This is a genomic window from Paenibacillus sp. FW126-R14 (assembly GCF_058789495.1).
Genome location: NZ_JBYTBS010000005.1, coordinates 196,717 through 218,333 on the forward strand (window position 1 = coordinate 196,717; position 21,617 = coordinate 218,333).

Here is a 21,617-nt window from a genome sequence, read left to right on the forward strand (position 1 = left end):
GAGGAAGGATTAATTATGAGTGGGATGAGCAGTATTTTTCCAAAGAAAGGTCTTATTGTTTCGTGTCAAGCTCTTCCGGATGAGCCTTTGCACAGTGGCGATACGATGACGAAAATGGCAAGAGCCGCAGTACAGTCCGGCGCGATCGGCATTCGCACGAACGGTGTTTTTGATATTCTTTGCATAAAACAAGAAGTTGATGTGCCTGTTATCGGACTTATTAAACGGGATATTCCGGGATCGGATATTTTTATTACGCCTACGCTTAAAGAGGTGAAAGCCATTATATCTGCCGGAGCGGATATTGTAGCTATGGATGTGACGGACCGCGAAGGCCGGCTTGAGGCAGTGAAGCCGCTTATTGCTTACGCTCACGAGCATGGAGCGGCGGTTATGGCCGATATCTCCACGCTGGAAGAAGGGCTGGCCGCCGAGAAGCTGGGCGTTGATTTGATCGGTACGACGTTGTCGGGGTATACGCCTTATAGCCGGCAGCAAGAAGCTCCCGATTTCGAGCTGCTGGCTCAATTGTGCGCGGCGGTTCAAGTTCCCGTCGTAGCGGAAGGGCGCATTTGGACGCCGGAGGATGCGGCTAAGGCGATGGAGACCGGAGTTCCCTACGTCGTCGTCGGAAGCGCGATCACTCGTCCGCAGCTGATCACTTCGCGCTATGTGAATGCGCTGAATAAAGTCATTGCATCCGAGGATGTGAAGTGATGAGATCCGGATGGTATGACGCTAAGTCCCCATATGCGATAGGCGTAGACATTGGCGGAACCAAGATCAATGCGGGCATCGTTAGCAGCTCGGGAGAAGTTCTTCACTCGATAAGCCTCAGCACTTTAGCCGGGCAAACGGATACCGGCGGTCGGGTATTGGAAGCTGTTCAAGGTTTGTTGAAGAAATTGGAGCTGGAGCAGCCGGATTTAAAGGTACGGGGTATCGGCGTCGGAAGCGCGGGGCAGATCGAATGGAGCAGCGGCCAGATTCGATTCGCCTCCGAACTTATACCGGGTTACCAAGGTACGCAGCTGAAGAGAATGATGGAGGACCGTTTTTCTCTGCCCGTTCGCGTCGATAATGACGTGAATGTGCTCGCATTAACGGAAAAGCGTTTCGGTGCCGGGAAGGGCATCGATCATTTCATCTGTCTTGCTCTCGGCACCGGCGTTGGGGGAGCCATCGTCGTGGATGGCCGCTTAGTGCATGGCGCATGGGGCGGGGCAGGCGAGCTTGGCCATATGTCCGTTAACTTTCAAGGTCCCTTATGCATCTGCGGCGGGAGAGGCTGTCTGGAGCAGTACGCATCCGGGACAAGCATTGCCAGAAGGATGAAGGAGAAGCTGGAGGCGGAAGGCCTTCCTGTGGAAAAGGTGGATACCCGCGAAGTGTTTGCCCGCTGGCAGGCAGGCGAACCGCTGGCTAGCGCGATTATGGAAGAGACCATAGCCGCGTTAGGCACAGGCATCGCTTCGCTGATCCATACCTTTAATCCGGGGCTGATTGTTATTGGCGGCGGCGTTGCGGAAGCGGGAGAGCTTCTGTTTGACCGGCTGCGTCAAGAAGTGAGCCGTCGAACGATGGCGTCCATGCTGGAGACCGTACGCATCGAGCCGGCTTACAAAGGCAATTGGGGCGGCATGATCGGCGCGGCATTGCAAATTTGGGAATATGCAGACGGAGGGGAACAGCTGTGATCATAGGAAACAAGGAAAACTGGGAGAAAGAACGCCTGTTTGTCCATCCGGTCCTTAGGCAAATCATGGATGAGATACAAAACATAGACTTCTCTCAGATGGATAATGGCAAATATACGGTACAAGGCGACGATATTTACTATACCGTTATGGAGCTGAACGCAAGGGATAAGCAAGAAACCCGGGCAGAGAAGCATAACACGTATATCGACGTTCACTATCTGCTAGACGGGCAAGAAACGATCGGTTGGGCGGGAGAATCCGCTAACCATACCGTGGTGGAAAGCAGCATCGAAAATGATTACAGCCTGTATGATTCCGCTTCCGGAGAGCAGTTCGTAGAGCTTACTCCGGGCATGTACGCAGTCTTTTATCCGCATGATGTTCATCGTCCCGGATTGATGGGAAGAGACGATCACCATCCTTCCCGAATTCGGAAAGTTGTCGTGAAAATCAACAAAGACCTTATCATAGGAGGTTAATGTTGTATGCCTGTCGTTGATTTGTCATTGGAGCAGCTGAAAACCTATGCAGGGCGCAATCCGAGGCCGGTCGATTTTGACGCCTATTGGGAAGAGGCCCTTCAAGAAATGCGGGCAATCGATCCCTGCGTCGAACTCGTTCCGGCTGAATTTCAAGTACCTTCTGCCGAATGCTTTCATTTGTATTATACAGGCGTCAATGGAGCGCGCATTCATGCCAAATATGTGAGACCCAAAGCTCCGAGGGGACAGCATCCGGCTGTTCTGCAGTTTCACGGCTATTCCGGCTGCAGCGGGGAGTGGTCGCAAATGCTGGCTTACGCAGCGCTAGGCTGCTCAACCGCATGGCTAGACGTTCGCGGTCAAGGCGGGCTATCCGAAGATACGGGAGGTGTCCTCGGCAATACGCTGCGAGGCCATATCATTCGCGGACTGCAGGACCAGGACCCGCACAAGATGTTCTTCCGAAATGTATTTTTGGATACGGCCCAGCTGGCCGCCATCGTCATGAACTTTCCGGAGGTGGATGCGAATCGGGTTGGTGCAACAGGCTGGTCGCAAGGAGGCGCGCTGGCAATCGCCTGTGCGGCTCTTGAGCCGAGAGTTCGCAAAGCGGCTCCGGTTTATCCCTTTTTGAGCGATTATAAGCGTGTCTGGGAAATGGATTTAGCGAAGGATGCGTATTGGGAGCTGCAAAACTTCTTCCGCTATTTCGATCCGCAGCATCTGCGGGAGGAGCAGTGGTTTACCAAGCTGGGTTACATTGATATTCAATTTCTAGCCCCGCGGATTCAAGCGGACGTACTGATCGGCGTCGGTTTGATGGATACCGTTTGTCCGCCGTCGACCCAATTCGCTGCGATCAATAAAATGAAAACATCCGTCAAACTTGCCATATATCCGGATTTTGGTCATGAGCCGATCCCTGGCCTGAACGATCAGATTCTGCAGTTTATGGCTGGTTTATAGCACATGGCAGAGGAGCTTAGCGAGATGAAAAGCGTGCGTTTTGGAGTAGTGGGCAGCGGCTATTTTGGCGGAGAGCTGGCCAGGACGTTAAACCGGCTTGAAGGCTCAAAGGTCGTTGCCGTTCATGGCGGCAGCAGAGTGGCTTTACTGGCAGAGGAACTGCAGTGTGAAGCCGTCGAAACGTTGGAAGACTTGGTGCGTCGTGAGGATATCGATGCCATTATCGTAGCGTCCCCGAGCCATGCACACAAAGAACCGGTTATGCTCGCCGCCAAACATGGCAAGCATGTGTTTTGCGAGAAACCGATCGCTCTCACATTGAGCGATTGTGATACGATGGTGCAGGCGTGTCGGTCGGCTGGCGTTGTGTTTATGGCCGGTCATATCATGCATTTTATGAGCGGCGTCAATCAAGTCAAAGCGTGGATTGCCAGCGGCGAGATTGGCCGGCCTCTGGTCTGTCATTGGGAGAGGACCGGATGGGAGGACAAGCAGGCTAACGTCAGCTGGAAGAAGAACAATGCCACATCAGGCGGGCATCTGTTCCACCACATTCATGAGCTTGATTTCCTGCAAGCCATTATGGGACCTGCGGTTTCGGTTTGCATGGCGGGAGGCAATCTGGCGCATCAGGGAGAAGGCTTCGGTGACGAAGAAGACGTCCTGCTACTGACATTGGCGTTCGCTGACGGTACGCTCGGGACGATGCAATACGGTTCAGGATTTCGCTGGGGCGAGCATTTCGTCAAAATTAACGGAACCGAAGGCGCTATTCTGCTGGATTTGAAACAGTCAAAAGTTGAGTTGAATCAAAATGGACGCATCGTCTCCCGCAATCTTAACGAGACCGACGAAGAGGATATGGAACGCGCGCTATCGTATCAAAAGGTCGACGGCGGTGTCGCTTACGGGACTGCCGCTTCCCGGATGCCGGGCTGGTTAGCTACTCTGATCGGGAAGGAAATGTCCGCATTCAGGGATGCAGTACTCGGATTGCCGGTAGATGCTAGCGTGTACAAGCTGTTTGACGGAACAGCAGCCACGACATCGATTGCGACAGCCGAAGCGGCTATGCTATCTCTTCGTGAGAAAAGATGGGTCAGCGTATGACTTCTTTGGGGTTTGGCGTCATCGGATGCGGCAACTTCGGAAGCGAGTTCGCCAGAATCTTGAATGAACTGGAAGGCACGAGAACGGTTGCGGTCGTTGGCGGAGCCGACGATAGCGCCAAACGGCTGTCCCAAGAGCTGCACTGTGCAGCAGCGGCAAGCGTGGAGGAATTGGTCGCTCGCGATGATGTGGACGCCGTCATTGTGGCCAGTCCGAACCATCTGCACAAGCGGCATGTCATGCTCGCGGCGGAGCACGGCAAACACGTGTTTTGCGAGAAGCCGGTCGCGTTGTCTTTGGGGGACTGCGAGGCTATGATGGAGGCTTGCCGGAGCGCCTCTGTTCACATGATGGCCGGGCATATCCTTCATTTTATGAGCGGTCTGCAGCACCTTAAGCGCTTGATCGAGCAGGGAGCAATCGGGAAGCCGATTGTCGCGCACGCGGAACGAACGGGTTGGCAGGATAAGCGGGCCGGCAGCAGCTGGAAACATGATTCTGCGCAGACCGGAGGAACATTATTTCATTTTATCCACGAGCTTGATCTGGTCCAAACGTTGCTTGGGCCAGCGTCATCCGTTGTCTTGGCAGGGTCTTGGATAGATAGGGCACTGCAGGCTTCCGGTAATCCCGATCATTTGCTGCTGACGATGGCCTTTGCGAACGGGGCTCTGGGCACGATGCAATATGGCTCCGGATTCCGGCAAGGCGGGCACTTCGTCAAGATCAACGGAACGGAAGGCGCTGTGCTTATCGACTTTAAACAGTCCGCCATTGTTGTGAAAAGCGGCGATCACATAGAAACGTTCGGTATTAACGGACAACCGGATGAAGATGAGGACCGGGTCAATGACTATAGGCGAGTCGAAGGGAAAGTGGTGTTTACAAGCCCTCAAACCCGGCCGCCTCTTTTCTTAAGAAAGCCGATGGCAGCGGAAATGAGATGCTTTCGCAATGCGATCGCAGGCAAGCCGGTGGATCCGGCGTACATCCCACTCTTTGACGGAACCTCGGCCCGTTCTTCGATCGCAACCGCAGAGGCCGCTATGGTTTCGCTCAAGGAGCAATCTTGGATAACCTTACCCTGACCGTAGTTGTGTGCGAATCTTCCCATAATCAGGTATACTATAGCCTGCAGATGAAAAAGGGGGGATACGATGTTTACGATTACGAGTTATACGGTTGAAGTGATCAAAGATCCGTTTGGCATCTTGAGCGGGCAGCGATACGAATTTCTCATAGATATCGAAGTTGAGGAAGATGATGAGCTATACTCCGAGAGCGGGTTGTATATTCGCGCCATTTATAACGTGGATGAAGGCAAATCAGGTTTGCTGAAGTACGAGCTTTATGAGAAAACGACGCAAATTTATTTGGATTTTGATCTTGAGGATGAGGAAGTCGCAGCCGTGGAAGCATTTTGCAAAGAGCATGTGCTGGAAGCGGACGACGAATAGAACGAACGAAGGGCTGTCTCGGAAGGTTGCAAACAACCTAGGAGGCAGCCCTTGGTTTTTATTTCTGCTTGGACTGCGCCTCTTTCTGGGCATCATCCGCTTGTTTAGCCTGCACTAATTGTTCCTGTCCCTTGTCTTGAATCGCCTTCAGTGCTTCATCAGCTGATTTCTTCCCATCTAAGACAGCCTGAATCTCTTGATTGGCAAGCATACTGAACGGCTGATAGAAGCCGCCCGGGATTTTCTCGTAGCCTTTAAAACTCTTGTCAGGATTAGGTTTCAGGAGATAAAACGGCTCGAGATTATGGCCATCCCTCTCTTTGGAGTATGTGGTGCGCGTCATCAGGCCGCTCGAAGATTTGGACATGACTCTAGCGAATTCGTCGCTGTTGATATATTTAATGAATTCCCAGGCTGCACGCGTATTCGGCGACTCGGCATTAATCCCGAATACATTGGATACGGAAACCGATTCAGAAAAGTCCGGATTTTGCGGATCGACGGGAACCGTGACAATATCCCAATTGACAGGCTTAACATCTTTGAGGCGGTCTTTGGCCGCTTGCAGGTTTTGAATCATATAGGTGCCGTCAATCGTCATCGCGACCTTGCCCATGGCGAACAAATTCTCTTTGAGATAATCCTCATACATGCGTGGTGTATTAGAATCGGTATTTTGACTATTTGGCATATATAACGCACCGGATTTCAACGAGTCGACGGTAAGCTGCAGCGCCTTCTTCCAAGCATCTGTCTGGATCGTCAGCTTCATTTGCTCAGGATCGATGAAAGACAAACCCAGCGTCGTACCGATGCTGCTCATGTATTGATAAGCGACTCCTTCACGCATATAAGAGTAAGCGGAAAACCCGTAAATTCGCTGATCCCCCTGACCGTCGGTCGGGAATCGTTTGGCGAGATTCATCACATCTTCCCAGCTCATTTTATTTTTCGGAAGCTCTATGCCATACTGCTCGAAGAGATCTTTGTTATAGTACAGAGCTTGACTGAAAAACTCCGGTGAAAGTCCATATAACTTGCCTTCGCCTTTGAGCTTAATCGTTTCCAGCGAAGCAGGCAGAATATGTTCGATATCGAATTTATCCTGTTTTATGACATCGTCGAGTGCATACAGGCGTCCTTTTTGAACGAACTTTTCAAGCTGGTCGGTACCGTTAACAAAGAGGACATCCGGTTTTTCTTCATCGACCAGTTTTTCAAGCTCTTCCTGAGGGTCTTTGCCTGCTCCATAAATGCCTTGATTTGAGATGACCTCTACGTCGATATTCGGGTTTTTGGCCATGAACAGATTGCCATACTGTTGGTAAAAGGAATTTTTGTCATAATACATCACTTTAATCGTGGCTTTCTCGTCTTTCCCCAATTTCTTAAGCGATCCGGCTTCTCTTGCACTGCCGCCAGCCTTCGCCGAAAAATTACACCCCGTCAGCGAGGCGGTTACCGCGATGGCAGCGAGTGTACACATCCAACGTTTCATTTGATTCCCTCCACATTGTTTCTATTTCCAAATATTGTAACGAAACTATCACTATCATACACAGATCCCGATGAAAATACAAATTATGCCAAAATTAGTAGAGTTGAAGCATGGAAAATACTGCAGTGAAACGATTACGGGAAACGTCTAACTTTAATGAGGGAAAGCATAGAGGAGGTTGTGTCGTTGAGTAAAATCACACTTCGCGCGGTTGTCTTTGTTTTGGCTTTTGCTTTGGGTGCCTATGCTCTGATTCAATACGGTTTTATGAACGCCAAAGATGCCGGCTTTGTTTCTATCAAGCTGAGAAAGCCCGATTTTTCCCTGGAACCGTGGGTTTATGTCCTGTATGTCCATATCGTGACCGCGGTCCTGGCTATTGCGATCGGCCCGTTTCAATTGTTTTGGAAGCCTGTTGGCTTGAAGGGGAGTAGGAGACACCGCCTGCTCGGCTATTTGTACGTTCTGTCGATTTCGATTAGCGGGCTCGTCAGCATTTATTTATCGCTTTACGCGACAGGCGGGTGGACGGCAGGACTCGGTTTCTTAACGCTCGATGTCCTGTGGATGGCCGCAACTTGGATCAGTGTGAAAAAAATAATAGCAGACAAGGATATCCGGAAACATAGGCAGTGGATGCTGCGCAGCTACTCGCTCACTTTTGCTGCCGTTACACTGAGAGTTTGGCTGCCCTTGCTGCTGCTTGCTTACGGAGGTAATTTTATCTCCGCTTATCAAACTGTGGCCTGGCTGTGTTGGATTCCCAATCTATTGGTGATGGAGATCATCATCAGATACCGAAAATGAGATCAAGAGGGGAACTACGGGGCTGTATTTTGCCAAAAACAGCCCAATAAGCTAGGGAGAGGGAACAGGGGGGCGTTATTTTTCCATTCTGTACAGGAATTGGAGGAATGAGGCTTAATAAGAGACTGCAGTTCCCCTTCCCCCTCATAATCCTGCATTACGGCAAAATAAAGGAATGGAGTTCCTCCAATCTGGCGGATCCCAAGATGAGCTTGCCCCAAACCAGTTTGCAGTCCGTAACAGGCAGGGGGACGCGACGGAGTTAAGTGTGTCGAACAAACAGGCCATTCAGCTAGGCATATTTGACGACTTTGTTTTTGCCGGTTGTTTTGGCCTTATACATCGCCTCATCCGCTTGCTTGATCAGTTCCTCGGCGCTTACGCCGTTTTTGTATTTGCTGTACCCGATGCTGGCGGTAACAATCGTTTCCTTCTCGATCCGGCTGCGGACGCGCTCCGCAAAAGCATCCATTTTGACACTCGGGTCCGTGACCATAAGCACCATCTCTTCCCCTCCGTATCGTCCGGCAATGCCGCACTCCTCGACTTCTTCCTTCATGATTTGAGCTACTTGCTTCAGTACATCGTCGCCCATTTGGTGGCCCTTTGTATCGTTTAATTTCTTGAAATTATCAATATCGCTAAACAAGATATACACGGGTAGATGCCTTCCTACATATTGCGTAACACGATTATAGAAAAATTTGCGGTTATACAAACGGGTTAGCCCGTCCGTAATGGACGAATTGTAGATGGCCTGCATCAGCTCAACCACGCGGTCGAACAGCAGTGTAAATAATAAAAAGTAAAAGACAATCGGCAAAATATTGCCTGCCAGAGTTAGCCAAATTTGCGCATCGCCATACATATAGACATTGACGAGATGCGCGGATTGCATGAAAAAGTAGATCGTGAGTGCAGCTTGATATTTCACCTGCTGGCCGATATAGGGAGGAACCATGTAAAAGCAGAGGAAGATCAGCACAAACACATACAGTTCAAGACCGATGTCCTGCAACAGTCTGACTTGATGAACGGTTCCGCTGTACATTTGCGGTCCGCTGAAATGAAGAACGGAAACGACGAACCCCATGATGATCAGTCCATAGAAGAAGACATACTGATTGCGGTTCGTGCGATTGTATAGTTGATAGATACCCAAGTTCAAGAGAATGAACGAAACAATTTTCAGCATAAGCAGCAGGTAAGTCGTTAGACTGGTATCCAGAGCCGTGAGCAAGACATATAACTTAAGCAGATAATGAATGCCAACGAAAATAAGCGAAACGGTCATCGACATGTAGCCCTTTTTGCGACGATCCAAAAATAACCGAAGAGAAATGACAAACATAAGTGTAACAATGACCAATACGATAGCATTCGATAATAATAATGCCAAATCACCGAATAAGAGATCAACAGTGCCCATGCTTTCCCCCAAAAAAACCTATTTTTCGACAAGTAGTGATTCTATTATAAAGGAAATTGGGAGAGAGGGATAGAATCGATTCATGAGGCTCTTCTGTTGTTCTCTTTTCTATTCGGCGCGCACAAGTTACAATAAGAAGGAAAGCTCAAGGATTTGGGAGAGGGGCTCATGCAATGAACATCTTGCAAGCATTATTTTTCCCCCCGGAACAACCGGGTGGGGTGTCATCCATGGTTCCCTATATTTTGGACCGTTTTAATAAAAAGGGATGGGAAATGGAACTATTTTCGCTGCCTAAGCGGATTCGGAACAAGGGCACAGAGGAAGTGGAATTCGCCACTTTCGATTGGCGGAAGTATGCCGGAAACCCGATCGTTGATAAATACATTCAGACTTACAAGGATTATGTATGGTGGACGAAGCTGAGAATTACCAAGAAGTATGATATTATCCATGCGCATCATCCGATTGCAGCAATGGCAATGAAGCAAATTTATCCGGAAACACCGGTTATCCTGACCATTCACTCCAGTTTTGAGCGGGAGCTCGTTCTGAACGGGCGAATTCAGGAGAATGGGATAGAGCATCAGTTTCTTACTCAAATTTATGGCGAGCTTGAAGCAAAGGTCGATCAGATCATCACCGTGTCGAATTCGTTCAAGCAATACATCGCGGATTATGTGCAGGATAGCGAAAGAATCGGGGTCATCCCGAACGGATTTGATGAGAAGCGCTTCCGTCCGATTTCCCATGAAAATGCCGTAACGCAATTCATAACCGTGTGTCGTCTGGTTCCTGCCAAAGGGCTGGATACGCTGCTGATTGCTTGCGGCGAGCTGAAAAAGCGAGGTCATCCCTTCGTTTTACATATCATTGGGGACGGACCGAGCCGGGAAGAACTGGAAAAACTGGCTATTCAGCAAAATATTTATGAAGATACGATTTTTTACGGCTATATGCTGCATCCCGAGGAGTTCATGCCATTTTTCGATGTGTTCGTACTGCCGTCCCGCGCAGAAGCATTCGGCTCCGTATTTGCAGAAGCCGCGTTATGCTGGCTAGCCTTGATCGGTACCGATGTCGGCGGGATTGCAGAGCAAATTGAACACGGGCATAACGGTTTGCTCGTGCCTGTCGGTGATGCGGCGGCTCTAAGCCACGCGTTGGAGAAGGTCGTCATCGATCCGACGTTCCGCTACAATCTGGCCCGTACCGCATGGGAAAAGGCGAAAAAGACCTATTCCTTGAACCGCGTGCTGCGGCAGCTGAAAAGTGTGTATGAGAGCTATCATATTGAGGAAGATGCAGCGGATACTCCTCGTGAGCAGAACGAATAAAGCTAAAGCAGGAAGGCGTTAGAGAGATGAAACGACTGCGGTTTATGCATGCCGCCGACTTGCATTTGGATTCTCCGTTCAAAGGCATGTCGGCGCTGCCTGAACGAGTCCGCGAGCGAATGCGCGAATCGACGTTTGGCGCGCTCAAAGAGCTCGTGGCGACAGCTGTTCAGGAGCAAGTGGATTTTGTACTGGTCAGCGGAGATGTCTACGATTTGTCGGACCGTTCCCTTCGCGCGCAAATTCGCTTTCAGAAAGCTTTGGAGCAGTTGGCCGCGCATGGAATCCCTACTTATATTATTCATGGTAATCATGACCCGGAGGATGGACGCGCCGCGAAGCTGGTTTGGCCGGCAGACGTCCATTTTTTTGCGTGCGACAGCGTGGAGACGCTGACGGTCGTGAAGCCGGATCGAGGCGTTATCGCCCAGATCCACGGGATTTCGTACCGCAGCTCAGCGGTTACGGATAATTTAGCCCTGCAATTCAAGGCTGGTCAGGAAGATGCGGCGCAAATCGCGCTTTTACATACAAATGTCGACGGGGACCTCGGTCATGATAACTATGCGCCTTGCAGCAAGCAAGATTTGCTGAAGGCGGGTATGCACTATTGGGCATTAGGTCATGTACATACAAGAAATGTGCTTCATGAACACCCGGCTATCGTATACCCGGGCAACCTGCAAGGGCGGAATATCCGGGAAACAGGGCCGCGCGGCTGTTATATCGTGGAGATGTCCGAAGACGGACGGGCGGAGCTCGACTTTCGTCCGCTTGATCAGGTGCGATGGTTTCAGCAGCGGCTGTCTGTAACCGACATTCAGACGGAGCAAGAATTGAAAGATCGCATAGACGAGCAGATGGAAAAAGTGAGGACTGCGGCAGACGGACGGGATGCCGTCGTCCGAATGGTTCTGGAAGGGCGCAGCGCGATATCCGGCCTGCTCCGCAAAGGGCGCGTGCTGCAGGAACTGACCGCTGAGCTTCGCTTGGACGAAGCGGAGATAAGCCGCTTCGTCTGGGTGGAGTCGATCGAGGACCGCACGGCAAGCATGCTCGATCTGGAGGCGCTGCAGCAGGAGAAGAGCTTTCTTGGCGATCTCCTGCGGATTTCGGCTATGCTGCGGAGCGACGACGCGGCGCTGGAAGCATTCGCCAGCGAGGCGCTCGCCGCGCTGCAAAGCCTGCCGCAGACAGCCGGGAATCCGGCTGCGGCTGATCCCGAGCGGCTGCGCGAATGGCTGCGCGCCGCAGAAGAAATGGCCGCGGATCTGCTGTCCGCGGATGGGGGGTGGCCTGGATGAAAATCGTTTCCATCCAGGTGGATGGCTTCGGCAGCCTCCGGCAGCGGCAGCTTGACACGGATAGCCCGCTTACGCTGTTCTATGGCGCCAACGAAGCGGGCAAGAGCACGCTCATGGGCTTCATCCGCGCGGTGCTGTTCGGCTTTCCGACCCGTCAGAACCGGTCGGAACGCTACGAGCCGCTGGGCGGAGGCGCCCATGGAGGCGCGCTGACCCTGCTGGACGAGCAGGGTCAAACGATTCGCGTCGAGCGCTACGACGCGCCTGCCGCAGGCGGCAGACGAGCCTCCGCGGGGCTCGTTAAGGTCACCCTCGGCGATGGCGCCACCGGGGGAGAGGAACTGCTGAACACGCTGCTGGGCGGCCTCTCGGCCGACCTCTTCCGCAGCTTGTTCGCCTTCGGGCTAACCGAGCTGCAGGAGCTCCGCACCCTGCAGACGGACGAGCTCAGCGGCTATTTATACAGCGCCGGTCTCGGCGTAAGCGGCTCGGCCATTATGGAGGCCGAGCGCAAGCTGGCGGCGCAGGCCGAAGGCCTGTACAGACCCCGCGGACGCAACCAGGAGATGAATCGTCTCCTGAAGGAGCTTGAGGGTCTGGAGCAGTCTTTGCGCCGCAGGCGTGACATGGCAGCCGATTATGACCGGCTGCAGGGAGAGCGCCGCTCCGCGGAGGAGTGCATTGCCGCTCTGGAGGAGCAGCAGGAGGCGCTGCGCGCGGAGCAGATGCGGCTCAGCCTGGCCGGCAAAGCGCGCAGCGGATGGATCCGGCTGCGTCAGGTCGGCCAGGAGCTGGCGGCGCTGCCGGAGCTCGCAGGCTTCCCCGAGCGCGCCTCGGCGAGGCTGGACGCGCTGGAGGCGGAGCTGGAGCGCCTGCATGCGGAGCGCTCGCGGCTCAGCCTGCGGCGGCAGGCATTGGCGGATCAGCTTGGCGCGATCCGCATTCAGCCTGATGTGCTTGAGCATCAGACGGAGCTGAATCACTGGCTGGAACAAGCAGCCACGTATGAAGAGCAGAAGCGCAGTCTGGATGGGCTGCGCGTGGAACAGGAGCACCAGCACGCGCAGATCGACAGGCTGCTTCAACAAATAGAAGCTCACGATGGGGAGTCGGCGCTGGATGTAGGCGCTTTTGCAGTGTCGATCTCCCTTCGCGAGCAAATTCGCTGGTACAAGGAACAGTTCCTCAAGCGCCGGGGCGATGAACTGCGTGTTCGAACAGAGCTGGAAAGCCTGGAACAGCAGCTCATTCGTGCGGAAGACGGCATTCGCATGCTGGAGGCCGACTTGCGGTCTGCCCCTTCCCTGCCGGGAGGGCTGGACCCTTCGGCGGCGCTGCAAAGAATAGCAAGAGATTACGCCGGATGGCAGCTGCTGGTGAAGGAAGTTCAACACCGTAAAGAGAGCGATGCGGTGCAGACCCAGTTCAAGCTTAGCTTGGAAGAAGCCGCCAAAGCGGGAAAAGCCTCTTCGCAGAAGCTTCGCGGGCGGATGGCCGCTTTAATCGGGATGCTTGCAGTAATTGCTCCCATTCTGTTGGCGTGGCAAGGGAGCTGGGCGATAGCCGTCTGTGCGATCCTGCTTTTTGCCGGGGCGGCCCTCTATATCCGGTTCGGGGATCGTTCGTCTTCGGACAACCGCTCATCCCGGGCGATGGTTTCGTCCACGAGTGAGGAGTCCTCTCTGAACGAAGCGGTGCGGGAGCTTCGAGAGTTGGAAGGGCGATTGCAAGATCAAATCCATGCGTATATGAAAACATCGGTACCGCAAACGGGCTTTAACGAAGCGGCTGCTGCGTCCGCCTTCAATCCCTCGTCTTCAGAGCGGACGGGCCTGGCTCTCCAAACCTTACAGCCGCAGCTGGACGCATGGATGAGAGAAGCCGAGCTGAACAAACAACAGCTCAGCCAGCAGCTTCGGAAGGCGGAGAAGCTGCAGGATGCTAAGGAAGTGCGGCAGTCGTTGCAGCACCAAGAAGAACAGCGGGTGGCTGTGTATGAGCAGCTGGCAGCCGGACTGGAGCAGCTGCAAAGCGAGTGGAGCGATTGGTTGAAATCGCTCGGCTTAAGCGGGCGATTGTCGCCGGATGCCGCGATGGAAACGATGCAAACGATTGAACAGGGACAGGATAATCTTCGCCAACTCCAGAAGTTGGAAGCGAAGCTTTCTTCCTTGAGAGCGAGCGTAGCGCAGTATGAGGAGGCAATCGTTTTGCGGCTGCAGCTCTCCCCGGGACAGGAGCCTTTATTTGCGCTTAAACGCTGGAAAGAGCAGGAGCGGGAGCAGTTGAGGCTGCTTGCCGAGCTGACGCATGGCGAAGGGCTTCATGCGGAAGTTGAGCAGGAGCTGCAGCTTCTGGACGCTGCCGGGCAGCGTGCTCGCGAGCGGCTAACCAGTTTGCTGCAGGAAGCTTCTGCGCAGGACGGAGAAGTGCTACGTCTTCAGGAAAGAGAGCAAGAAGAGCGCAAGAGGCTAGTAGAAGAACAGAAGCTGCTGGAATCGTCGCTGGAGGCACTGCTTAGCCGTTCTTCGCTTGCCGATTATACGGAGCTATTGGAGACGCTCGGGGAAGCGGCCATGACGCACCGTTTGGACATTCTTGAGCAGCAGCTGGCAGAAACCGCGAGCCAAACGAATGAGCTCCGTGAAGCGGCCGGCAAGCTGACAGCGCAGATCGAACAGATGGAGCAGGGGTCCGAGCATGCTGACGGCCTGCTCCAGGCAGAAGCTTACCGGGCTTCGATCCGGGGGCAGGTGGATCAGTACGCAGCTGCGTCCTTTGCTTCCCTGCTGATGAAGAAAGCCCGCGAAGTGTATGAGCAGGAGCGCCAGCCCGGCGTGCTTCTGCGAGCTTCCGATTATTTGGCGAAGCTGACGAACGGAGCCTTCACGCACGTCAAAGCGCCGCTGGGCGAACAGCGTCTTGTTGCGATCCGGTCGAACGGACAGTCGATGGACACGAGTCAACTCAGCCGGGGAACTGCGGAGCAGCTCTATTTATCCATGCGTTTCGCGCTTGTGGAAGAATACGCCGGCAGAGCGGTGCTGCCGCTGGTTATGGATGATATTCTCGTTAACTTCGACGAGGAACGGATGGAGAGCTGCTTGCGCGTTCTTGCTGAGTTGAGCAGCAGGCATCAAGTGCTGTTGTTCACGTGTCATGGCCATGTGCGGGATGCGGCCGCACGCGTCATTGCGAATCATCGATTAATAAACTTGTAGCAGCGTTGTCCCTTGTGGCATGGGGAGCGGCGAACGATCATATACGTTGAAGAAAAAAGCTGGAGGAATGAACGTGGAATCAGGAAGCGAGAAGAAGAAAGAGCATCGGGAGATTACCTACCAGGTCGGTTGGAAGAAAGGCAAGATCGAGTGGAATGAAGGGGCGTCGGAAGCGCTGGCCGTAAAATCAGTTGATCGTCCGGAGGACGCCGGCGATCAACAGCTTCGGCTTCTGTGGCAGCCGGCTATGAAGCTTCCAAACTGGATGATGCTCCCGCTGCTTTATGCGCTTCCGGTTCTATGCTTTGGTTTAACGCTTATACTCATTTATGGGCTGCGGCACGGGTAGCAAGCAGTCAAGGAAGGGGAGGATTCAGGCATGAATATGCTATTAGCGATTATTGGCGGTCTTCTGGGTTTGTTTGTAACCGGCGCTGCGCTTTATACGGCTTGGATGGTCCATCAGCTTTGGCGTCAGCAGGCTGCGGCGCCAAAGCCATTAAGCCAAGTGGAAATTGCAGTGAAATATTTCTCGCGCTGGACTGTCATGGATTATGCGGTGATCGGGCTGTTTATCATCGGTCTTTTGCTGCTTTTGGCTGAGTTGTTTGCGATCCTGCGCGATCAAACGTCGGCGGCAGCCAATTTTCAATTTTCGTATTTGCTTACAGGCCTTATTTTTTGCGGGATGGGGATGCTCTTGCTGGTTGCCCGTTTGATTGTCGTTCTCGGCTTTGCCGATACAGGCGCCTTACACCGCACGGTTGCGGTTGCGCCAGATCATCAGGACGAGCCAAACCACGCTAACTAGGCCGAATATAGGGTACAGGGCGGCGAGCAGCGTTTTAAAACCAATTTGACTGACCAAATAGCTGCAAGCAAGAATGCCGAGAAGCAGCAGCTTGGGGTTAAGTTTGGTGCGCTGCTGCAGCTGCAAGGACAAGCCGTACGCGTCTGCGATAAACGTCGTGAAAATCTCTCCGTAGATCACGAGCAAATAGGCGATTTGCGGGATGGAGCCCAACCGGTTAATGATATTTCCCATTGGAATCTCATACTGCGCGATGCCGGGCATTTGAGCTGACAGTGCATAGTGGGCCGAGAGGAGCAGCAGCCCGATGCCTGCCCCTCCGATAAGTCCGCCCCAGTAAAGATCGGACCGCTTCTGAATGGAAGCGCCCATCGGTACGAGAACGGCTTGTGCCATGGCCAAATTAAAGGCCGTGTAGAGGAAGGGGGCGAACCATATTTGTCCCAGCGATTCATCGCTTGTGATTCGCAGCCAGTTTCCCGAAGACGGAGAATGCCACGTATAGACGACGATAACGACACTGAAAAGCAGCATGATGGGAACGACGATCGAATTGACGGTCATAATGGCTCCAATCCCTCGGGACAGCACCCAATAGGAAAGAACCAAGGTGACCAAAAGACCCGTTTGATACGACAAATGAAGCTGTTCTTCGAAAACAGTGCCTCCGCCGGCAAGCATGACGGTAGTAATTCCGAACAGGACAAGCATGGTAAACAAGCTGATCCCATTTCCGATTTTCGGGCCAAAAATAACCCGGTTCAGATCCTCGTAAGAATCAGCTTTCAATTCATGAGCCATCAGCATGAGCTTAATGCCAATCCATATGAACAGAACGCTGGATAAGGCGATAGTTAAGGTAGCTATCCAGCCATACCGCGTAAAAAATTGCAAAATCTCTTGTCCGGAAGCAAAGCCTGCTCCAACGACAGTTCCAATATAGGTAAAGGCAATTCGGACGATCTGTGAGCTTGTTCGCATGGATTGCCCCGCTTTCTTTCGTTTGGTATAGTACAAGGTATGTTCGCAAAGACAGCGGCATGACTGCAACTTGGGGCAAGTCCTCATTTTTGGTAAAATAGTCATGAACAGGAAGATGAACGAATTTGGGAGTGTGTCTTTGGTGAAAGAAGCTCTTTATGATTTTATTGGGCATTATGGTTATATTGCACTCTATCTCTTATTATCCGCCGGGATCGTTGGCGTGCCGATACCTGATGAAACCTTGATGGCTTTTGTGGGCTCTCTGACCGCACCCGGGGGTCCATTTGAGTTTGCGCCTACGTTGATGGTGATTTATGCCGGAACGATGACGGGAATGATTGTGAGTTATCTCATTGGTCACCGGGTGGGCAAGCCGTTTCTATACCGCTACGGAAAATGGTTCAAATTAACACCTGGACGGATTGAAAAGGCGGAAGGCTGGTTTCATAAATACGGACTTTGGACCGTCTTCTTCGGATATTTTGTACCGGGGGTACGTCATTTTACTTGTTATTTGTCTGGGGTAAGCGGAGTAAAGTTCTACAAATACATGCTTTACGCGGGAACAGGGGCGCTGCTGTGGTGTACGACGTTCCTGACCTTGGGCCATTTTATCGGCAGCAATTTGGAAGGCCTGTTTGAGTTGATACATCAATACTTAGGTTTCAGTCTCATCATTATCGCGGTTGTCGCTGCGGTTGTGATCGCTATTTATTTCCGCTTTCGCAAAAGGAGAGCGGTCTAAACGCAAATAAAGACCATGCGTGTCATCCTTGCGGAGACGGCATGGTCTTCGTTGTTCATTTAACGGTCTGCGAAAAGCTTAATCGATTGAATCTTGTTCTCGTTCGGGTCTACGTCGATTTTCAACAGGGTGCCTTGCGACTTGTAAGAAAGCACGTAGGTGGTGTTTGAATCCGGTTTGCCTAGGATTTTGAGGGCATCTTCAGCCTTCTGACCGAGGTGCAGGCCACGTAGCCCAGGATCGATCTCGGCGGAGTGTACATCCACGAATTCCAAAGCGTCTTTGGCGTTGAAGCCAACGGAAAAATCGCCGAATTCATACACTTGCATGGCGTCGTCGTCTTCATCCATGACGAATTGTTTCTTTGCTTTGCCGAAGCGGTCCAATACCAAGTTCTTACTCGTTCCAAGCTTTAGCCCCATAAGGGTCGGCTTCTCCAGCTGATAGGCATCCTCATCTTTCACCTTCGGCTTTGACGTCGGTTTCGCGTTTGCCGAGGTTTGCGGCAGGTCCGACAAGTCCGTTTTGTTCGTGTTCGCAACTTGCGCTTCGTGTTTTGCTGTGTCTTCCGGTGTTGGCGAAGCAGTCGGAGTTTCCACAACAAACGCTGGAGGTGTGCTGACCGGGGATGTGCTGTGATTCTGCACATACACCGATGGATCTATGGAAGGCTGAGCGGAAGGAGCAGATGAATCTTGGCATCCAGCTACGATAAGGGAAGCAAATGCAACAGGCACAAAGCCAAGCATAACAGGTCTCATAGCATTCTTCATCTTCATCTATCCTTTCTGCCGAATATTTATTCAAAAAAACAACATTACTAATCATACTGCGTTCTTGTTGTTAATCACAATGGATCTTACAGCCTAATTGTGAGCATTTATGTACAAATATTAAAAAATTTAAGTCCCTATATGAATATAGACACCTAATAGGCAAGAAAAGTTTCACCTTAATGAGCGATATTCGCAAATTGGGACTTGAAACCTACTTCATCATTATGGTAACTTACTCATAATAGACAGGATTAAGGGGGCCAGTAACATGGAATTGTTAAAACAGCGGATCCAAGAGGTCGGTGTCGTTGTATCGGATAAAGTACTTAAGCTGGATGCCATTCTTAATCATCAGGTGGATCCGGTTCTGACCATGGAGATGGGACGGGAGTTTGCAAGACTTTTTAGAGAAACCAAGCCGGACAAGGTGTTGACCGTAGAGTCGTCTGGCATTCCAATTGCCTTTACAACAGCTTTGCATCTTGAAATCCCTATGATTTTCGCACGCCGCAAGAAGACTTTAACGATGGATCAAGATACGTATAGTGAACGGGTACCGTCCTTTACCAAAGGAATTGTGACGGACATTATGGTTTCCTCTCATTTGCTTCACAAAGGGGAGCGCGTTTTGCTGATCGATGATTTTATTGCGAATGGTGACGCCGCACGCGGCTTGATTCGTATTATTGAGAAAGCGGAGGCTGAATTGGTCGGAGTCGGCATCGCCGTGGAGAAATCGTTCCAGTCCGGCGGCAGTTCGATTAGAGAGCGCGGCATTCGAGTGGAGTCGCTGGCGCGGATCGCCTCTTTGGCCAACGGGCAAATCACTTTTGACTGATTTTACATCCCGTCGGTGACTTCCCTGAAACTCAATTATCCATTATAATGGTTACAAGGTAAGAGAGGAGGCTGGCATCTATGGGTATCGAAAATGGTTCCATTGAATATTTCATGACTAAGCTTGGTGAAGCCAAAACACATTTTGAACGTGCTCTTGATTGTAAGCATACAGAATTTGATGATCTATATCCGTATATGATCGAACATCCTCAATTTTTCTGGTACAAACGCTATGTCGCTTGGTCGGAGTTGTTAACCATCGTGAAGCTCTGCACAGAGTTGACCATTGAATGGGAGCAGCAATTTTCGGCGGCGCAAGTGGAATATATTCAGAAGCGTGTAATGTCAAGCAAGGTTCTTGATTTCTGGTTCGAAACGAATGACTCTAAAGAGCATGTAAGCTAAAAGATAGCCCAATAGGCAAGAGGCCAATGGATCCGTTGCGGATGCGTTGGCCTTTTATTTTTTAGGGGGAACTACAGGGTGCTATTTTTCTGAAAACTGCCCTTTAGGTGAGGGGACGAGAACTAGGGTCCGCTATTTCGTTAAGCTGGATAAATATGTGGGCGATGCAAGGCAGATAAGACCCTGTAGTTCCCCACGGCCGACCGATATTCCGCTTTTCGCCGAAGGGAATGGAGGTCCTTCAATCAGAGCGTTAGACGCCATTCTGTAGAACATTCATGCTTTCTATATGCCTTTTTGTTTGTTCGTTGCCTAACCGGTGCAAGGTCCGATAGATCTCGGTCAAATAATAATCGTATTCTTGATTGACCCCGTTGGAGTAATAGACCTTCCAAGGAAGCCAAGAGGTCGCATAGCCGGCTTGAGAAGTGTTATCCGTTTCCTCAAATAGCTCCATGAGCTGATCAAGTTCCTCATCCGTGGCGGATATGACAAATTCATAATTGAGCGCGGTGCTGTCTTCCAATACTTCGCCTGTGCCGACATTCACGTAGTACGTTTTTTTGATCAAAATCAAAACCCCCATGGCTAAGATGGCGTTCTTTGCTTCGTCTTCATTAAGTTAACCCGAGTCTAGCGGAATTATGTAAGTTTCAACTGGATCGGAATTGGTGTATGCTAAAGGTGTATAATGGATGTTTGGAGGTAAAATGAAATGATATCGGAAGATCAGTTGGATCTTTATCGTGTTGAAAGCACACTGCTCCGCGTTATTCGCGATGTGAGTCCCAGGAACGATGTCCGCGGCATTGTTGTCGCTTGGGATGATGAGAGTGTTTTAATACGTAAAAAAAATCGTCGGGTCGTCAAGCTTTCAAGGGGCTATGTCTATCAGCCTTATGAGGCGGAACGACCGCCGGAATATATGCTCCCGCAGGAACCGATCGAACCGGACGATGCCTCTGACGATGAATAGGGGGATTCCAATCCCCGAAATTCGAATGAAGTTGGTGAATTCCGAATACGGCAGCTACGTGCTAATTCGCAGCGATAGCCCGCTGAGGACGTTAAATTCTTCGCCTTGGGGCGGGGGATTCGGGATGCATAGAACGCTGATGAACCGGCAGGTGGACAAGCATTACAATGAAGCGGATCCCCTGGGCGAGATGGACGTTTTCATTAAGCGCGAAGGGTTGAACCCGCTCGAAACGGCCGGTATGCTTACAGCGGCTAAGGTCAAAGATGTCGGGTACAGCACCTTAACCTGGATGGGAGACAGCGTCCAGGATCTCAGCTGTCATGGGGTTGCGCATGGTGAAGAGACAGAGGGGGAGGAGCGCCTCCACGTTTGCGCATGGGTTACGGTTGGTCTAGGAAATAAAGCCAGGGCCGGAGCTGAGCTGCCGGCTGCCTCGCTTTATCCCGGCACGATTAATACAATCGTCGTGATCAATGGGCAGCTAACCGATGCCGCGATGGTTAACGCGGTCATTACGGCAACCGAAGCGAAGACGGCTGCGCTTCAGGCTTTAGGCATTGAGGTCGATGGACAGCCTGCTACGGGAACGACGACGGATGCTGTGCTCATCGCGACCACATGCCGCGGCCAAATGTGCAGCTATGCGGGTACAGCCACCGTGTTGGGGCACTTGATTGGAAGGACGGTTTACGAAGCCATTATGGCGTCGGGACAATTGTATGAGAAAACGCCCTACTGATCCGTAAGGATGCTGTAGCGCGTTTTT

At 51.8% G+C, this 21,617-nt stretch carries 23 protein-coding genes; 18 read left to right on the forward strand and 5 right to left on the reverse strand.

The window, feature by feature from the left end; translation table 11 throughout:
• Positions 1-24 precede the first annotated feature (24 nt).
• The 7 genes from AC3WRW_RS05520 to AC3WRW_RS05550 all read left to right on the forward strand — a co-directional run bounded on the left by AC3WRW_RS05520 (position 25) and on the right by AC3WRW_RS05550 (position 5,715).
• Positions 25-717: an N-acetylmannosamine-6-phosphate 2-epimerase gene (locus AC3WRW_RS05520; RefSeq protein ID WP_492545400.1), complete on the forward strand. Its 693-nt coding sequence runs from the start codon at positions 25-27 to the stop codon at positions 715-717.
• Complete coding sequence (locus AC3WRW_RS05525; protein WP_492545347.1) at positions 717-1,697, forward strand: ROK family protein; 981 nt, start codon at positions 717-719, stop codon at positions 1,695-1,697. The genes AC3WRW_RS05520 and AC3WRW_RS05525 overlap by 1 nt, the downstream gene beginning before the upstream one ends.
• The gene (locus AC3WRW_RS05530) at positions 1,694-2,179 is read left to right on the forward strand and encodes a NanQ anomerase/TabA/YiaL family protein (protein WP_492545348.1); all 486 of its coding nucleotides are present in this window, start codon (positions 1,694-1,696) and stop codon (positions 2,177-2,179) included. Before AC3WRW_RS05525 ends, AC3WRW_RS05530 begins: the two co-directional genes overlap by 4 nt.
• Positions 2,180-2,185: 6 nt before the next feature.
• Positions 2,186-3,148 carry an acetylxylan esterase gene (locus tag AC3WRW_RS05535; protein WP_492545349.1) on the forward strand — a complete coding sequence of 321 codons (963 nt, stop codon included), beginning with the start codon at positions 2,186-2,188 and terminating at the stop codon, positions 3,146-3,148.
• A 3-nt stretch (positions 3,149-3,151) separates the two neighbouring features.
• Positions 3,152-4,258 (forward strand): Gfo/Idh/MocA family protein, encoded by a 1,107-nt coding sequence (locus tag AC3WRW_RS05540; protein WP_492545350.1) that lies wholly within the window; start codon positions 3,152-3,154, stop codon positions 4,256-4,258.
• A complete protein-coding gene (locus tag AC3WRW_RS05545) occupies positions 4,255-5,346 on the forward strand; it encodes a Gfo/Idh/MocA family protein (protein ID WP_492545351.1) in 1,092 nt (363 codons plus the stop codon). Before AC3WRW_RS05540 ends, AC3WRW_RS05545 begins: the two co-directional genes overlap by 4 nt.
• A gap of 69 nt (positions 5,347-5,415) precedes the next feature.
• Positions 5,416-5,715 (forward strand): DUF6509 family protein, encoded by a 300-nt coding sequence (locus AC3WRW_RS05550; protein WP_492545352.1) that lies wholly within the window; start codon positions 5,416-5,418, stop codon positions 5,713-5,715.
• Positions 5,716-5,773: 58 nt separating this feature from the next.
• On the opposite strand, the gene AC3WRW_RS05555 is transcribed toward AC3WRW_RS05550, so the two are convergent.
• A complete protein-coding gene (locus tag AC3WRW_RS05555) occupies positions 5,774-7,213 on the reverse strand; it encodes an ABC transporter substrate-binding protein (protein ID WP_492545353.1) in 1,440 nt (479 codons plus the stop codon).
• 186 nt (positions 7,214-7,399) lie between these two features.
• On the opposite strand from AC3WRW_RS05555, the gene AC3WRW_RS05560 reads away from it, so the two are divergent.
• Positions 7,400-8,020 carry a DUF2306 domain-containing protein gene (locus tag AC3WRW_RS05560; RefSeq protein ID WP_492545354.1) on the forward strand — a complete coding sequence of 207 codons (621 nt, stop codon included), beginning with the start codon at positions 7,400-7,402 and terminating at the stop codon, positions 8,018-8,020.
• A gap of 292 nt (positions 8,021-8,312) precedes the next feature.
• Here the strand turns inward: AC3WRW_RS05560 and AC3WRW_RS05565 are convergent, their stop codons facing one another.
• On the reverse strand, positions 8,313-9,449 hold the full coding sequence (locus AC3WRW_RS05565; RefSeq protein ID WP_492545355.1) for a GGDEF domain-containing protein: 1,137 nt from the start codon (positions 9,447-9,449) through the stop codon (positions 8,313-8,315).
• A 173-nt stretch (positions 9,450-9,622) separates the two neighbouring features.
• On the opposite strand from AC3WRW_RS05565, the gene AC3WRW_RS05570 reads away from it, so the two are divergent.
• The 5 genes from AC3WRW_RS05570 (at position 9,623) to AC3WRW_RS05590 (ending at position 16,122) form a co-directional block, all read left to right on the forward strand.
• A complete protein-coding gene (locus tag AC3WRW_RS05570) occupies positions 9,623-10,786 on the forward strand; it encodes a glycosyltransferase family 4 protein (protein WP_492545356.1) in 1,164 nt (387 codons plus the stop codon).
• A 26-nt stretch (positions 10,787-10,812) separates the two neighbouring features.
• Entirely contained in the window at positions 10,813-12,090 is a 1,278-nt protein-coding gene (locus tag AC3WRW_RS05575; protein ID WP_492545357.1) for a metallophosphoesterase family protein, read from the forward strand.
• Entirely contained in the window at positions 12,087-15,311 is a 3,225-nt protein-coding gene (locus AC3WRW_RS05580; protein ID WP_492545358.1) for an AAA family ATPase, read from the forward strand. The genes AC3WRW_RS05575 and AC3WRW_RS05580 overlap by 4 nt, the downstream gene beginning before the upstream one ends.
• 73 nt (positions 15,312-15,384) lie before the next feature.
• A complete protein-coding gene (locus AC3WRW_RS05585) occupies positions 15,385-15,660 on the forward strand; it encodes a hypothetical protein (protein WP_492545359.1) in 276 nt (91 codons plus the stop codon).
• 30 nt (positions 15,661-15,690) lie between these two features.
• Positions 15,691-16,122 carry a hypothetical protein gene (locus tag AC3WRW_RS05590; RefSeq protein ID WP_492545360.1) on the forward strand — a complete coding sequence of 144 codons (432 nt, stop codon included), beginning with the start codon at positions 15,691-15,693 and terminating at the stop codon, positions 16,120-16,122.
• Here AC3WRW_RS05590 and AC3WRW_RS05595 read toward each other — a convergent pair.
• The gene (locus AC3WRW_RS05595; protein ID WP_492545361.1) at positions 16,063-17,103 is read right to left on the reverse strand and encodes a YkvI family membrane protein; all 1,041 of its coding nucleotides are present in this window, start codon (positions 17,101-17,103) and stop codon (positions 16,063-16,065) included. The two genes, AC3WRW_RS05590 and AC3WRW_RS05595, sit on opposite strands and share 60 nt — an antisense overlap.
• A gap of 115 nt (positions 17,104-17,218) precedes the next feature.
• Here AC3WRW_RS05595 and AC3WRW_RS05600 point away from each other — a divergent pair, with 115 nt between their 5' ends.
• Entirely contained in the window at positions 17,219-17,851 is a 633-nt protein-coding gene (locus tag AC3WRW_RS05600; protein ID WP_492545362.1) for a DedA family protein, read from the forward strand.
• A 59-nt stretch (positions 17,852-17,910) separates the two neighbouring features.
• Here AC3WRW_RS05600 and AC3WRW_RS05605 read toward each other — a convergent pair whose 3' ends face one another.
• Positions 17,911-18,624 carry a superantigen-like protein SSL4 gene (locus AC3WRW_RS05605; RefSeq protein ID WP_492545363.1) on the reverse strand — a complete coding sequence of 238 codons (714 nt, stop codon included), beginning with the start codon at positions 18,622-18,624 and terminating at the stop codon, positions 17,911-17,913.
• A gap of 271 nt (positions 18,625-18,895) precedes the next feature.
• Between AC3WRW_RS05605 and AC3WRW_RS05610 the strand changes: the two genes are divergently transcribed.
• Complete coding sequence (locus AC3WRW_RS05610) at positions 18,896-19,465, forward strand: xanthine phosphoribosyltransferase (protein ID WP_492545364.1); 570 nt, start codon at positions 18,896-18,898, stop codon at positions 19,463-19,465.
• An 80-nt stretch (positions 19,466-19,545) separates the two neighbouring features.
• Positions 19,546-19,872 (forward strand): hypothetical protein, encoded by a 327-nt coding sequence (locus AC3WRW_RS05615; RefSeq protein WP_079413697.1) that lies wholly within the window; start codon positions 19,546-19,548, stop codon positions 19,870-19,872.
• 253 nt (positions 19,873-20,125) lie between these two features.
• Here AC3WRW_RS05615 and AC3WRW_RS05620 read toward each other — a convergent pair whose 3' ends face one another.
• Positions 20,126-20,443: a hypothetical protein gene (locus tag AC3WRW_RS05620; protein WP_492545365.1), complete on the reverse strand. Its 318-nt coding sequence runs from the start codon at positions 20,441-20,443 to the stop codon at positions 20,126-20,128.
• A gap of 144 nt (positions 20,444-20,587) precedes the next feature.
• Here AC3WRW_RS05620 and AC3WRW_RS05625 point away from each other — a divergent pair, with 144 nt between their 5' ends.
• Both AC3WRW_RS05625 and AC3WRW_RS05630 read left to right on the forward strand, forming a co-directional pair.
• A complete protein-coding gene (locus tag AC3WRW_RS05625) occupies positions 20,588-20,848 on the forward strand; it encodes a hypothetical protein (protein WP_492545366.1) in 261 nt (86 codons plus the stop codon).
• Between the two features lie 25 nt (positions 20,849-20,873).
• On the forward strand, positions 20,874-21,590 hold the full coding sequence (locus AC3WRW_RS05630; RefSeq protein ID WP_492545367.1) for an adenosylcobinamide amidohydrolase: 717 nt from the start codon (positions 20,874-20,876) through the stop codon (positions 21,588-21,590).
• Positions 21,591-21,617 lie beyond the last annotated feature (27 nt).

Excerpts from the sequence above, each read along its gene's own strand:
- AC3WRW_RS05520 (WP_492545400.1), top strand. The coding sequence starts at position 25 with ATGAGCAGTATTTTTCCAAAGAAAGGTCTTATTGTTTCGTGTCAAGCT.
- AC3WRW_RS05525 (WP_492545347.1), top strand. The coding sequence starts at position 717 with ATGAGATCCGGATGGTATGACGCTAAGTCCCCATATGCGATAGGCGTA.
- AC3WRW_RS05535 (WP_492545349.1), top strand. The coding sequence starts at position 2,186 with ATGCCTGTCGTTGATTTGTCATTGGAGCAGCTGAAAACCTATGCAGGG.
- AC3WRW_RS05540 (WP_492545350.1), top strand. The coding sequence starts at position 3,152 with ATGGCAGAGGAGCTTAGCGAGATGAAAAGCGTGCGTTTTGGAGTAGTG.
- AC3WRW_RS05545 (WP_492545351.1), top strand. The coding sequence starts at position 4,255 with ATGACTTCTTTGGGGTTTGGCGTCATCGGATGCGGCAACTTCGGAAGC.
- AC3WRW_RS05550 (WP_492545352.1), top strand. The coding sequence starts at position 5,416 with ATGTTTACGATTACGAGTTATACGGTTGAAGTGATCAAAGATCCGTTT.
- AC3WRW_RS05555 (WP_492545353.1), bottom strand. The coding sequence starts at position 7,213 with ATGAAACGTTGGATGTGTACACTCGCTGCCATCGCGGTAACCGCCTCG.
- AC3WRW_RS05565 (WP_492545355.1), bottom strand. The coding sequence starts at position 9,449 with ATGGGCACTGTTGATCTCTTATTCGGTGATTTGGCATTATTATTATCG.
- AC3WRW_RS05570 (WP_492545356.1), top strand. The coding sequence starts at position 9,623 with ATGAACATCTTGCAAGCATTATTTTTCCCCCCGGAACAACCGGGTGGG.
- AC3WRW_RS05575 (WP_492545357.1), top strand. The coding sequence starts at position 10,813 with ATGAAACGACTGCGGTTTATGCATGCCGCCGACTTGCATTTGGATTCT.
- AC3WRW_RS05580 (WP_492545358.1), top strand. The coding sequence starts at position 12,087 with ATGAAAATCGTTTCCATCCAGGTGGATGGCTTCGGCAGCCTCCGGCAG.
- AC3WRW_RS05590 (WP_492545360.1), top strand. The coding sequence starts at position 15,691 with ATGAATATGCTATTAGCGATTATTGGCGGTCTTCTGGGTTTGTTTGTA.
- AC3WRW_RS05595 (WP_492545361.1), bottom strand. The coding sequence starts at position 17,103 with ATGCGAACAAGCTCACAGATCGTCCGAATTGCCTTTACCTATATTGGA.
- AC3WRW_RS05600 (WP_492545362.1), top strand. The coding sequence starts at position 17,219 with ATGAACGAATTTGGGAGTGTGTCTTTGGTGAAAGAAGCTCTTTATGAT.
- AC3WRW_RS05605 (WP_492545363.1), bottom strand. The coding sequence starts at position 18,624 with ATGAAGAATGCTATGAGACCTGTTATGCTTGGCTTTGTGCCTGTTGCA.
- AC3WRW_RS05610 (WP_492545364.1), top strand. The coding sequence starts at position 18,896 with ATGGAATTGTTAAAACAGCGGATCCAAGAGGTCGGTGTCGTTGTATCG.
- AC3WRW_RS05615 (WP_079413697.1), top strand. The coding sequence starts at position 19,546 with ATGGGTATCGAAAATGGTTCCATTGAATATTTCATGACTAAGCTTGGT.
- AC3WRW_RS05625 (WP_492545366.1), top strand. The coding sequence starts at position 20,588 with ATGATATCGGAAGATCAGTTGGATCTTTATCGTGTTGAAAGCACACTG.
- AC3WRW_RS05630 (WP_492545367.1), top strand. The coding sequence starts at position 20,874 with ATGAAGTTGGTGAATTCCGAATACGGCAGCTACGTGCTAATTCGCAGC.